9 protein-coding genes are annotated in these 12,949 nt (G+C 72.8%); 5 read left to right on the top strand and 4 right to left on the bottom strand.

What is annotated here, in order from left to right; all coding sequences use genetic code 11:
• Positions 1-188: 188 nt before the first annotated feature.
• Positions 189-2,252: a glutamine synthetase III gene (locus IPJ95_00555; GenBank protein MBK7922118.1), complete on the top strand. Its 2,064-nt coding sequence runs from the start codon at positions 189-191 to the stop codon at positions 2,250-2,252.
• A gap of 79 nt (positions 2,253-2,331) precedes the next feature.
• On the opposite strand, the gene IPJ95_00550 is transcribed toward IPJ95_00555, so the two are convergent.
• Positions 2,332-3,909: a response regulator gene (locus IPJ95_00550; protein ID MBK7922117.1), complete on the bottom strand. Its 1,578-nt coding sequence runs from the start codon at positions 3,907-3,909 to the stop codon at positions 2,332-2,334.
• Between the two features lie 230 nt (positions 3,910-4,139).
• On the opposite strand from IPJ95_00550, the gene IPJ95_00545 reads away from it, so the two are divergent.
• The 3 genes from IPJ95_00545 to IPJ95_00535 are packed head-to-tail and all read left to right on the top strand — an operon-like array spanning position 4,140 to position 8,682.
• Entirely contained in the window at positions 4,140-6,335 is a 2,196-nt protein-coding gene (locus tag IPJ95_00545; protein ID MBK7922116.1) for a PAS domain-containing protein, read from the top strand.
• Positions 6,332-7,522: an HDOD domain-containing protein gene (locus IPJ95_00540; GenBank protein ID MBK7922115.1), complete on the top strand. Its 1,191-nt coding sequence runs from the start codon at positions 6,332-6,334 to the stop codon at positions 7,520-7,522. The genes IPJ95_00545 and IPJ95_00540 overlap by 4 nt, the downstream gene beginning before the upstream one ends.
• The gene (locus IPJ95_00535) at positions 7,519-8,682 is read left to right on the top strand and encodes a response regulator (protein MBK7922114.1); all 1,164 of its coding nucleotides are present in this window, start codon (positions 7,519-7,521) and stop codon (positions 8,680-8,682) included. The genes IPJ95_00540 and IPJ95_00535 overlap by 4 nt, the downstream gene beginning before the upstream one ends.
• Before the next feature lie 12 nt (positions 8,683-8,694).
• On the opposite strand, the gene IPJ95_00530 is transcribed toward IPJ95_00535, so the two are convergent.
• From IPJ95_00530 to IPJ95_00520, 3 genes are read right to left on the bottom strand one after another with little or no spacing between them, the layout of a single operon-like run.
• On the bottom strand, positions 8,695-9,114 hold the full coding sequence (locus IPJ95_00530; GenBank protein MBK7922113.1) for an SCP2 sterol-binding domain-containing protein: 420 nt from the start codon (positions 9,112-9,114) through the stop codon (positions 8,695-8,697).
• Positions 9,115-9,116: 2 nt separating this feature from the next.
• Entirely contained in the window at positions 9,117-10,214 is a 1,098-nt protein-coding gene (locus tag IPJ95_00525; GenBank protein ID MBK7922112.1) for an agmatine deiminase family protein, read from the bottom strand.
• Positions 10,215-10,265: 51 nt separating this feature from the next.
• Positions 10,266-11,153 (bottom strand): carbon-nitrogen hydrolase, encoded by an 888-nt coding sequence (locus IPJ95_00520; protein MBK7922111.1) that lies wholly within the window; start codon positions 11,151-11,153, stop codon positions 10,266-10,268.
• Between the two features lie 147 nt (positions 11,154-11,300).
• Between IPJ95_00520 and IPJ95_00515 the strand changes: the two genes are divergently transcribed.
• Positions 11,301-12,311: an Ig-like domain-containing protein gene (locus tag IPJ95_00515; protein MBK7922110.1), complete on the top strand. Its 1,011-nt coding sequence runs from the start codon at positions 11,301-11,303 to the stop codon at positions 12,309-12,311.
• Positions 12,312-12,949 lie beyond the last annotated feature (638 nt).

Raw genomic sequence — 12,949 nt, 5'->3', positions numbered from 1 at the left:
GGGCGGCCGCACGGCCGCCCCTCCGCTTGTTCCGCCCCGTCGGCTGGTTATCTTCCCCGCCGCCAGTCCGCGCCCCCGTGCGCGACACCCTTTGCCTGAGGGCCCCACCGGTGACCACCCCTGCGACGAGCGGCCAGCTCGAACCCGTGGACGCATTGTACAGCCGCGACGTCTTTTCGCGCGCGGTGATGCGCCAGCGGCTCCCCAAGGACGTCTTCAAGCGCCTGATCAAGACGATCGACCAGGGCGCACCCCTCGATCACAGCGTCGCCGACGTGGTGGCGAACGCCATGAAGGACTGGGCGATCGAGAACGGGGCGACGCACTACACCCACTGGTTCCAGCCGCTGACCGGCCTGACGGCCGAGAAGCATGACAGCCTGATCTCTCCGGACGGCCAGGGCGGGGTGATCTTCAACTTCTCCGGCGACGAGCTGGTGCAGGGCGAGCCTGACGCCTCGAGCTTCCCGTCGGGCGGGCTGCGCGCCACCTTCGAGGCCCGCGGCTACACCGCCTGGGACGTGACCAGCCCGGCCTTCCTGGTGCGGGGCACCGGCACGGTCACGCTGGTGATCCCCACGGCGTTCGTCTCGTGGACCGGCGAGGCCCTCGACACCAAGATCCCGCTCCTCCGCAGCATGGAGGCGCTGTCGCAGCAGGCGCTGCGCATCCTCAGCATCTTCGGCACCAGCCATGGCGCCACCCGGGTGTTCACCACGGTGGGACCGGAGCAGGAGTACTTCCTGATCGACCGGGAGCTGTTCTGGCAGCGCCCGGACCTGGTCATCTGCAACCGGACGCTCTTCGGCACCCGGCCGCCCAAGGGCCAGCAGCTCGAGGACCAGTACTTCGGCACCATCCCGGCGCGGGTGCTCGCCTGCATGGCGGAGGTGGAGCGGGAGCTGTGGGCGCTGGGCGTGCCGGTGAAGACCCGCCACAACGAGGTGGCGCCGGCGCAGTACGAGATCGCGCCGATCTTCGAGATGAGCCAGCTCGGCAGCGACCACCAGATGCTGACCATGGAGACGCTGCGCCGGGTGGCGCCGCGCCACGGGCTGGCGGCGATCCTGCACGAGAAGCCCTTCGCGGGCGTGAACGGCTCGGGCAAGCACAACAACTGGTCGATGGCCACCGACAAGGGCCACAACCTGCTCGACCCGCAGGACGACACCCACACCAACCTGCAGTTCCTGGTGTTCCTCTGCTCGGTGATCCGGGCCGTCGACCTCCATGCCGAGCTGCTGCGCGGCTCGATCGCCTCGGCGGCGAATGACCACCGGCTCGGCGCCAACGAGGCCCCGCCGGCGATCATCTCGATCTTCCTCGGCGACATGCTGCAGGACATCCTCGACCAGGTGGAGAAGGGCCAGCTCAAGCGGACCCTCAAGGGCGGCGTGATCGACCTGGGCGCCCGGACCCTGCCCACCCTGCCGCGGCACTCCGGCGACCGCAACCGCACCAGCCCGTTCGCGTTCACCGGCAACAAGTTCGAGTTCCGCGCGGTGGGCTCCAGCCAGACGATCGCCTGGCCCAACACGGTGCTCAACACGATCGTGGCCGAGTCGCTCGACGTGGTGGCCACCGAGCTGGAGCGGGCCGTCGGCAAGAACCCGACCCCGGCCCGGGTGCAGTCGGCCGCCATGGCGCTGCTCAAGAAGCTGGTCAAGCAGCACAAGCGGGTGATCTTCGGCGGCGACGGCTACTCCCAGGCCTGGCACGATGAGGCCGAGCAGCGCGGCCTGCCGCACCTGCATGACACCGTGGATTCGCTCGCGGCGCTCAAGGCCCGGAAGTACTCCGACCTGTTCAAGAAGTACGGCGTGCTCAACAAGTCCGAGTACGACAGCCGGCTCCTGATCGCCTACGAGAAGTACAACAAGGAGCTGACCATCGAGGCCGAGACGATGAGCACGCTCGGCCGCACCCACATCCTGCCGGCCGCGCTGCAGCACCAGCGGCGGGTGGCCGACGCGGCCGCGGCCACCGAGGCGGCCGGGGTCAAGTGCCACGATACCGTGGCCGCGCTGGGGCAGTTCGTGAACCTGGTCTCCCGCTTCCAGGAGTCGCTGGCGGCGCTGGAGAAGGTGGCCGGCCACCACGACGACGACCCGGCCAAGCACGCGGCCTGGATCCGCGACAAGGTGAAGCCCGCCATGGCGCAGGTCCGGACCTACGCCGACGCGCTCGAGAGCCACGTGGCCGACGACCTGTGGCCGCTGCCCTCCTACCGCGAGATGCTGTTCCTCAAGTAGGCGGACCGCGGGCGCGGGACGGCGAACGGGGTGGGTCCGTGAGCGGACCCACCCCGTGTCGCGTCGGGGACGGCCGCGGCTACGCCGGCTGGTCCGCGACGGCCCCCGCGTCCAGCGCCTCCTGCACGGTCTTGAGCAGGTCCCGGGTGGCGAACGGCTTGGCCAGGAACCGGACCTCGGGGCCCAGCGCGCCGCGGCTGGCCAGGGCGTCGTCGGTGTAGCCGGACATGAAGACCACCTGGAGTCCCGGGTGGGAGAGCTTGAGCCGCTCCACCAGCTCCCGCCCGTTGAGCTCGGGCATGACCACATCGGTGAGGAGGAGGTGGATCGGCTCGCGGAGGCGCGCGGCGAGCTCGAGGGCGGCGTGCCCGTTGGCGGCGCTGTGGATCCGGAAGCCGCGCCGCTCGAGGACCTTGCGCACCAGTTCGCGCACCGTGTCCTCGTCTTCCACCACGAGGATCGTGCCCAGGGCGCTCCCGGCGGGGGCCGGCACCATCCCGGGGATGAGCGGCGTGGGCTGCTCCGCGCCGGCGCGGGGCAGGTACACCCGGAACACGCTGCCGTGCCCGGGCTCGCTGTAGACCGCGATGTAGCCGCCACTCTGCTTGACGATCCCGTACACCGTCGAGAGCCCGAGCCCGGTGCCCTTGCCGACCGGCTTGGTGGTGAAGAACGGCTCGAAGATCCGGCGCTGCGTCTCCCGGTCCATGCCGGAGCCGGTGTCGCCGACGGCGAGCATGATGTATGAGCCGGGGCGGGCGCCCTGGTGCAGCCGGGCGAACTCATGGTCGAGGTCGGCGTTGGCCGTCTCGATCGTCACGGTGCCCGGCCCCTGGATCGCGTCGCGCGCGTTCACCACCAGGTTGAGCAGGATCTGCTCCACCTGCACCGGGTCCGCCTCCGCCCGGCCGGTGCCGGGCCGCGGTTTGACCACCAGCTGGATGTCCTCGCCGATCAGCCGGCGGAGCATGCCCGCCATCTCGTTGGCGGCGCCGGCCAGGTCGATGGCGCGCGGCTTCATCACCTGCCGGCGGCTGAAGGCGAGCAGCTGCCGGGTGAGGCCGGCGGCGCGGTCGCTGGCGCGGTGCACCTCCAGCAGGTCCTGGCGCCGCGGGTCGTCGTCGGGCATGTCGTCCAGCACCAGCGCGGTGTAGTTGCCGATGACGGTGAGCAGGTTGTTGAAGTCATGCGCCACGCCCCCCGCCAGCCGCCCCACCGCCTCCATCTTCTGCGACTGGAACAGCTGCTCCTGGCTCTTCCGGAGCTCCTCCTCCGCCCGGCGCAGGTCCGAGACGTACGCCAGCCCATGGCTGGCCGCGGCCAGCACGCCGTAGGCGACGCCGTTGCCGATGGCCTGGTCCAGCCCGAGCCGCAGCGCGGCGGCTCCGAGGCCCAGCCCGGCCGGGAGCCACCCGGCCAGCCACCAAGCCGCCACGCTGATCCCCGTGTGCAGCGCGCTCAGGCCCACCGCCGCCGTCAGGTGCAACCCCGCGACCTCGACGGCCGACCTGGTGCGATGTGCCCGCATGGCGACGCGCCGGACCAGCCCGAACAGCGGCACCCACAGCACCCACTCGAACAGCGCGGCGCCCACCTGGGACGGGACGCCCCCGGCGGGCCGGATCATGGCCGGCGCCGCCAGGGACAGCGCAGCCATGGCCGTCCCCAGCGCCGTGATGGCGATCAGTACCCGCGGCGGACCGCCTCATCGGCCGCGCGCGGCGCCGGGGTGGGGGGCGGAACGGGTTCCTGCTGGGTGCCCATGTCTGGAAGCTTCGGCCGGCGGGACCACCGGCTTGAGGGGGCGGGACCGGGGGCGTCGGAGCGGGTCGGGATGCCGATACTGGGGACGTGGGCCGGGTCGGGCGTGGCATCCGAGGGGGGGGCATGGCGGTTGGCGAACAGGCACCGGACACCGGTCCGGCAGTGGCGGAACGGCACGGGCCGGGCGATCCGCTCTGCGCCACCGACCTGCTGCGCCTGCTGGCCGACAGCCTCCCCGCGGCGGTTTTCGTGAAGGACCTGCAGGGACGGTACCGGCTGGTGAATCGCGCCGCGGCCGCGGCCAGCCACCGGTCGGCCGCGGAGATGATCGGTTCCACGGACGAGGAGCTGTTCCCGACCGCCGTGGCCACGCGGCTCCGGGCCTATGACGCGGAGACCCTCCGCGCCGCCCGCACCGAGACCGTGGAGGAGACCGTGGCGGCCGAGGGCGGCATGGTGCGCCACCTGGTCACCAAGATCCCCTGCCGGGACGCGGCCGGCGGGCTCGCCGGGCTGCTGTGCATCGCCCGTGACATCACGGTCCGGGGCACGGCGCCGGGGCCCGCCCGCCCCGAGACGGCCCGGCTCACCGGCATCATCGACCTGCAGCAGGCGGTGCTCACCGCCGGGCTCGAGCCCGACGAGGTCATGCAGCGCATCGCCGACTCCGCGCGGGACCTGCTGGCCGCCTCGGGCGCGGCCGTCCTGATGGAAGACGCCGGCGACCTCGTCTTCCGGTCCACCAGCGGCATCGCCACCCGGGTGCAGGGGATGCGGGTCCCCGTGGCGGGGAGCCTGGCCGGCGACACCCTCGCGCACGGCCTGCCGGCGCGCTCCGACGACACCGAGGCCGACGCCCGGGTGCACCGGGCGACGACGCGGACGCTGGGCAGCCGTTCGATCCTCACCGTCCCGCTGCGCGACGGGCGACGGTCGATCGGCGTCCTGACCGTGATGCACCTGGACCCTGCCGCCTTCAGTGACGCGGACGAGCAGGCGCTGCTGCTGATCGGGGGCATGCTGAGCGCCGCCCTGGCCCGTGCGCTCTCGTTCGACGCCAACCGTCGGCTGCTCGAGGAGCGGACCGCCACGCTCTCCGCGCTGCGTGGCAGCGAGGAGCGGCTGCAGTCGGCCATGCGCGCGGCCCGGATCGGCGTGTGGGACTGGGACCTCCAGCGCCAGGAGATCACCTGGCTCGGCGAGCACGCCTCCCTGTTCGGCTTCGGTCCCGGCGAATTCGACGGCGGCTACGAGACCTTCATGGCGCGGGTGCATCCCGAGGACCGCGCCGGGCTCGACCGGGCCATCACCGCCGCCATCACCGGGCTCACCGAGTACACCCACAGCTTCCGGGTGGTCTGGGGCGATGGCACGGTGCGCTGGCTGACGGGGCGGGGACAGGTGCATGGCGACGCGGACGGGACGCCGACCCGCATGGTGGGCGCGGTCACCGACATCACCGCCCGCCGGGCCCTGGAGCACCAGGTGCTGCAGGCGCAGAAGATCGAGGCGATCGGGCAGCTGGCCGCCGGGATCGCGCACGAGATCAACACGCCGACGCAGTACGTCGGCGACAACCTCCGCTTCCTCCAGGGCGCCTACGGCGACCTCATCACCCTGCTCACCGCCCACCGGGCCCTGGCCGAGGAGGCGACGGCGGCCGGGCTGGCCGTCGGGCCGGTGGCCGCGCTGTGGGAGGGGGTCGACGCCGACTTCGTCCTCGAGGAGGTGCCCCGCGCGGTGGCGCAGGCGCTCGAGGGCGTGGAGCGGGTCAGCGAGATCGTGCGGGCCATGAAGGAGTTCAGCCACCCCGGCGGCACCGACCCCGTCCCGGTGGACCTCAACCGCGCCATCGAGAACACCGCGGCGGTGTCCCGCAATGAATGGAAGTACGTGGCGGACCTGGCCTTTGACCTGGACCCGGCGCTGCCGCCGGTGCCCTGCCTCGTGGGCGAGATCCAGCAGGTGCTGCTCAACCTGGTGGTGAACGCGGCGCACGCGATCGCGGACGCCGCCCCCGACTCGGGTGACCGGGGCCGGATCCTGGTCAGGACCCGGGTGCACGAGGACGTCGTGGAGATCCGGGTGCAGGACTCGGGCACCGGCATCCCCCTGGCGGTCCAGCCGCGGATCTTCGACCCCTTCTTCACCACCAAGGAGGTGGGGCGGGGCACCGGCCAGGGCCTTGCGATCGCCCGCGACGTCGTGGTGCGGAAGCACCGCGGCACGCTCACCTTCGAGACCGAGCCCGGCCACGGGTCCACGTTCATCGTGCGCCTGCCGCTGCACCCCGACGACGACCTCCGGGAGCGGGGATGATGCGCCGCATCCTGTTCGTCGACGATGAGCCGCGGATCCTGGAGGGGCTCCGGCGCATGCTGCACGGCGAGCGCGGCCACTGGGACCTGCGCTTCGCGGGCAGCGGCGCGGCCGCCCTGGCCGAGCTGGCCCGCGAGCCGGCCGACGTCGTCGTCACCGACATGCGCATGCCCGGGATGGACGGGGCCGAGCTGCTGGCCCGGGTGGCGACGGTCGCTCCCGACGCGATCCGCATCGTGCTGTCCGGGCAGACCGACGACCTCGCCAGCACCCGCACCGTGCCGGTGGCCCACCAGTTCCTGACCAAGCCGTGCCAGGCCCAGGTGCTCCGCGAGGTCGTGGAGCGCGCCTGCGCCCTGCGCGAACTCCTCGCCAGTCCCGGGCTCCGGCGGCTCATCGGAACCGTCGACACCCTGCCCTCGGTGCCGGCCATCTGGCACGAACTCGGCCGGGTGCTGAGCGATCCGGCGTCCAGCGTGGGGCAGCTCGCCGAGATCATCGAGCAGGACGCCGGGCTCTCGGCCCGGGTGCTGCACCTGGTCAACTCCGCCTTCTTCGGCCAGCGGCGCCAGGTCACCAGCGTGGCCCAGGCCACCTCCCTGCTCGGCACCGGGCTCATCCGGTCGCTCGCCCTCGCCCAGCACGTCTTCTCCACCGGGTTCACGGCGACGGCCGTCGGCTGCACGGTGGAGGCGGAACAGGCGCATGGGCTGGCGGTGGCGCGGCTGGCCCGGGCGCTGCCGGGCGATGCCGCCCTGGCCGAGACGGCCTTCTCCGCCGGGCTGCTGCACGACGTGGGCAAGCTCATCCTCGCCACGCGCCTGCCCCAGGCCTTCGCGGATGACCTGCGGCAGAGCCGGGCGCTGCAGGTGCCGCTGCATGACATCGAGCTCCGCCGTGCGGGCGTGACCCATGCCGAGGTCGGTGCGTACCTGCTTGGCCTCTGGGGGCTGCCGCACCCGGTCCTCGAGGCGGTGGCGCATCACCACCGGCCCGGTCGGGTGATCCCCGGCGACCGGCGCGTGGTGCTCGCGGTGCACGTGGCGGATGCCCTGATCCACGAGCGCGACGAGGGCGCCGGGCGGGCCGCGGCCCGGCTGGACCTCGAGGTCCTCGCCCACGCCGGCTGGTCGCGGCGGCTCGACGAGTGGCGGGCCCGCGCGGAAGAGCTGGAGGCCGACGGATGACGCCCCCGCTGCCGCGCGTGCTATGCGTGGACGATGAGCGGCACGTGCTCGAGGGCCTGGGCCGGGTGCTGCGCCGCGAGTTCGAGATCGTGCCCGCAGTGGGGGGCGCCGCGGCGGTGGCGCTGCTCCAGGGCGACCACGGCTTTGACGTGGTGCTGAGCGACATGCGGATGCCGGGCGTGGACGGGATCGCCGTCCTGGGTGCCGCGCGCCGCCTGGTGCCCGACGCCACCCGGGTGCTCCTCACCGGCCACGCCGACCTCCGCTCGGCCATCGCCGCGGTGAACGAGGGCCAGATCTTCCGCTTCCTCACCAAGCCCTGCCCGCCGGAAGTGCTCGGCGCCGCCCTGGGCCAGGCGGTGGCGCAGCACCGGCTGGTGGTCTCGGAGCGGGAGCTCCTGGAGCGCACCCTCAAGGGCAGCGTGCAGGCGCTGCTCGATGTCCTCGGCCTCGCCAATCCGGTGGCGCTCGGGCGGGCGGCGCGGGCGCGGCGGCTCATCGGCGCGCTCGCCACGCTGATCGGCTTCCGCGACCGCTGGCAGATGGAGATGGCGGCGATGCTCTCGCAGGTGGGCGCCATCGCCCTGCCCGCCGCCACGGCCGAGCGGCTCGCCGCCGGCGCCCGCCTCTCCCCCGAGGAGGAAGCCCAGGTGGCCGACATGCCGGCGGTGGCGCTGCGGCTCATCGCCGAGATCCCGCGGCTCGACGAGATCCGCGCCATCCTGGGACACGTGCACCTGCGCTACGCCGGCGGGACGGCCGAGCCACTGGTCCGCGGTGACGACATCCCGCTCGGCGCGCGGATGCTGGCCGTGGTCCTCGCGTACGACCGACTCACGTCGGGCGGCCACGCGGCGGCGGAGGCCCTGGCCCGGTTGCAGGCGCACCAGGGCTGGTACGACCCCGCGATGCTTGCCGACCTCGCCACCGTGACCGGCGCGGAGGCCGGGCGCGAGATCCTCGAGCTGCGGCTCCAGGACGTGAAGCTGGGGATGATCTTCGTGGACGACGTGCGGACCGCGGAGGGGACCCTGCTGGTGGCGCGCGGGCAGGAGGTGACGCCGGGGCTGCTCGGGCGGGTGGAGAACTACTGGTCCGCGCTCGAGTTGCCGGCCCCGGTGCGGGTCACCCAGCCCGAGGCGACGGCGCCCCGCGGCTGAGGCCGTGGAGGCTCAGGCGTCCACGGGGAACTCGGCCGGGATGGCGGCGGCGGTGCTCACCAGCTCCTTGGCGGCGTTGACGAAGGGCAGCAGGTCGGCCAGCGCGCCCTTGGTGAGCTTGAGCCTGCCGGTCATGATCGCCAGCAGCGGCGGCGTGGCCCCGGTGAGCACCTGGCGCCAGGCGGCCGGGGTCCCGGTGAGCACGTAGCGCGCCGGCGCCTCGTCGGCCGCCACCGCGCCGTGGGCCGCGCGACACTCCCCATGCCACAGGTCGAGGAAGACGAGCCGTTCCGGGGCCCCGGGCGCCTCGGCGAGCATCCGGAGCAGCACCGCCCCTTCCCAGGTGGCTGCGGCGGCGCGGTACGCCGCGTTCTGGTTGAGCGCCTCGCTGCAGGCCCGGGCCCAGTCGTCGGAGAAGATGGGAACGGTCATGCTCAGGCCGCCGGCCACTGCTGGGTGACGCAATGGAAGCTGCCGAGGCCCCAGGCCAGGGCGGTCGAGTCGAGCAGCACCACGCGCCGGGAGGGAAAGCAGCGCTGCAGCGCCTCGCGGGCAATGGCATCGGTCGGCGGGTGGTAGGCCGGCAGCAGCACGATGCCGTTGGCGATGTAGAAGTTGGCGTAGCTCGCCGGCAGCCGCTGGCCGTCGACGTGCATGGCCGGCGGCATGGGCAGGGTCACCACCCGCAGCGGGCGGCCGTCCTGGTCGCTCATGCGCCGGAGCCGCTCCAGGTTGTCCCGCAGCGGGGCGAAGTTCTCGTCGCGCGGGTCCTCCTCCACCACGGTGACCACGGTGGTCTCGTCCACGAAGCGGGTGAGGTCGTCGACGTGCCCGTCGGTGTCATCCCCCGCGATGCCCTCGCCCAGCCAGAGGATCCTGGTGACCCCCAGGAAGTCGCGCAGCCGCTGCTCGATCTGCTCCCGCGAGAGTCCCGGATTCCGGTTGGGGTTGAGCAGGCAGCTCTCGGTGGTGAGCAGCGTGCCCTTGCCGTTGACGTCCAGGCTGCCGCCTTCCATCACGATGCCCGGGTGGTACACCCGCAGCCGGAACCGCTCCGCGATTCGGGTAGGGATGACGTCATCGCTGTCGAATGGCGGGTACTTCCCCCCCCACGCGTTGTAGCCCCAGTCCACCACCGCCTGCTCCCGCCGGCCCGAGGCCGTCTCCCGCAGGATGAAGCAGGGGCCGTGGTCCCGGCACCAGGCATCGTTGGTCGGGTGGTGGTGCAGGTAGGCGGTCCCCTTGCCGGCGCCGCGCGGCGGCTCCGTCCCCGGCGGGAGATCCACGACGGCAACCGCGGCCGCGGCCAGGCGGCGGGTCACGTCGGCGGCCATCTCCGGACCGGTGACGTTGATGTGGACCTCCTCCTGCGGCACCAGGTGGCGGACCAGCTCCACGAACACGCCCGGGACGGATTCGAAGTGGTCGGGCCAGGAGGATTCCCGATGGGGCCAGCTGAGCCAGGTGCCCCGGTGTGGGGCCCACTCGGCCGGCATGCGGAAGCCCTGGGATGCGGGGAGCGGGTGGGACATGGTTCCGTGACGGTGGAGGGGGGCAGGCGCGGTGGCGCCCGCCGTGGATGCCTAGTCGATGTAGCGCCGGGTGAGGTCGCCGTAGGACTCCACCCGGCGGTCCCGCAGGAAGGGCCAGTGGGTCCGGGCGAAGTCCACCTTCCGGGTGTCGATCGGCACGATCAGCGTCTCCTCGCCGGTGCCCGCTTTGGCGAGGATCTCGCCATTGGGCGCGCAGACGAAGCTCCCCCCCCAGAACTCGATCCCCTCGTTGGGCCCCGGCTCGTGCCCCACCCGGTTCACCGACGCCACGAAGACGCCGTTGGCGATGGCGTGGCTGCGCTGGATCGTCTCCCACGAGGCCTGCTGCGCGGCGCCGTACTCGGCCTTCTCGGGCACCAGCCACCCGATGGCCGTCGGGTAGAACAGCAGCTGGGCCCCGGTGAGCGCGGTGAGCCGTGCCGCCTCGGGGTACCACTGGTCCCAGCAGATGAGCACCCCCGCCTTGACGAACTTCGTGTCCCAGGAGCGGTAGCCGAGGTCGCCGGGGGTGAAGTAGAACTTCTCGTAGAAGTTCGGGTCGTCGGGGATGTGCATCTTGCGGTACTTGCCGAGGTAGCTGCCGTCGGCGTCGAGCACCGCGGTGGTGTTGTGGTACAGCCCTTCGGCCCGCTTCTCGAACAGCGACGCGATGAGCACCACGCCGAGCTCCTTCGCGAGCCCGCCCAGCCGGGCGGTGCTGGGTCCCGGGATCGGCTCCGCGAGCTGGAAGCAGCCGTGGTCCTCGGTCTGGCAGAAGTAGGGGCTGCGGAAGAGCTCGGGGAGGCAGATGACCTGGGCCCCGCGGGCGGCGGCGTCGCGGATGCGCTCCACCGCCGTGGCGACGTTGTGCTCCGGGTCGGCGGTCATGCGCATCTGCACCAGGCCGAGGGTCACCTGGGCGGGAAGGGAAGTCGACATGGGGCGGAAAGATAAGGCGGGCCGGGGGGAAGGGGAGAGCCCGCGCCGGGGCGCGGCGCGGGGAAACCGGCGCTAGATTCCGCGCGTACCATCCCCGGCCCCCTCAGGCCGCATGCGCACCCACCACCCGAACCCCCGCGGCATCCCATGCTGACACTTGCCCTTGCCCTCCTGCAGGCCCCGGTTCCCATCGCCCGGGTGGAAGTGGCGCCCCCCACGCCCGAGGTGACCATCGGGCAGACGCTGCAGCTCACCGCCCGCGCGCTCGACGGCAACGGCCAGCCGGTTCCCGGCGCCCGCATCGGCTGGTTCAGCGACGGCGAGGGCGACGTCGACTCCACCGGCCTCGTCCGCGGCGGCTTCCAGGGGTACATCTCGGTGACCGCCGCGGCCAGCGTCCCGGGGATGGCCCGGCCGGTGTTCGGCATCGTGCGGGTGCGGGTGCTGCCGGGCAGCCCGGCGCGCGTGGCGCTCGACGCCCCCGCCGGCCCGCTGCTCGTCGGCAGCCGGCTCACGCTGACCGGGACCGCCTACACGGCACAGAACGACCGGCGACACGATCCGCTCACGTTCTCGTCGAGCAACGCCCGGGTGGCGAGCGTCACCCCTGACGGCCGGCTGCGGGCGGTGGCGCCGGGCCGGGCCACGATCACGGCGCGGGCCGGCAGCGCCAGCGCCACGGTCGGTGTGCAGGTGATCCCCGCCACGCTGAGCCGGCTCGAGGTGGAGCCCGGCAGCAGCGCCGCGCGGACCGGCGACGTGGTCCGCTTCAAGGTCGCGGGCCGCTCGGCCACCGGGCGTGCCGTGGACGGGCTTCGCGGTGCGCTGGTCGGTCGAGGGCGGCGAGGGCGTGGCCCAGGTGGACGCGAGCGGCGCCTTCGTGGCGGAGCAGCCGGGGCGCTACACCGTCACCGCCACCGCCGGCGCCTACACCGCCGACGCGGTGGTGACGGTCCAGCCCCGGCGCGTGGGCCGTGGCATGGAGGTGCTGGGCCGGGTGCCGCTGGCGTTCCGCGGCGCGGAGGTCTGGGTGCATCCCTCCGGGCAGTGCGCCTACATGTCCACGATCGCCGACCGGGTCTACGTGATCAACGTCGAGGATCCCCGCGCCCCGCGGATCGTGGACTCGATGATGGTCGACGCCCAGATCGTCAATGACATCATGACCACCGAGGATGGCAAGTTCGGCGTGTTCTCCCGCGAGGGCGCGAGCAACCGGAAGAACGGCCTCAAGGTCTTCGAGGCGAGCGACCCCTGCCACCCGAAGGTCATCGCCGACTACACCGAGACCGTCACCGGCGGGGTGCACTCGAGCTACGTGAGCCGCGGCCACGCCTACATCACCGATGACGCCACCGGGTCCATGCGGGTGATCGACCTGCAGGACCCCTGGCACCCGAAGGAAGTCGCGCGCTGGCAGACCGAGCAGGCCGAGGCGGGCCGCTACCTGCACGACATCGCCGTCACCGACGGGCTGGCGTATCTCTCGTACTGGAACGACGGGCTCATCATCCTGGACGTGGGCAACGGCCTCAAGGGCGGCAGCCCGGAGCACCCGGTGCTGGTGTCGCAGTTCAAGTACGACCTCAACGAGGAATACGCCCGGATCGACCAGCTCTACGGGCTGGGCGCCCGCGGCACCCACACCGCGTGGCGGGCGGGGAAGTACGTCTTCGTGGGCGACGAGGTCTACGCCTCACGCGAGGCCCGCGGGCTGGCCGACGGGAACGACCTGACCTGGGGCAAGCTCCACGTCATCGACGTCTCCGACATCGAGCACCCGCGGAAGGTGGCCT

This window comes from Gemmatimonadota bacterium (assembly GCA_016713785.1).
Lineage (GTDB): Bacteria > Gemmatimonadota > Gemmatimonadetes > Gemmatimonadales > GWC2-71-9 > JADJOM01.
The sequence above is the reverse complement of the archived record's forward strand: the minus strand, read 5'-3'. Positions and strand labels throughout refer to the sequence as shown.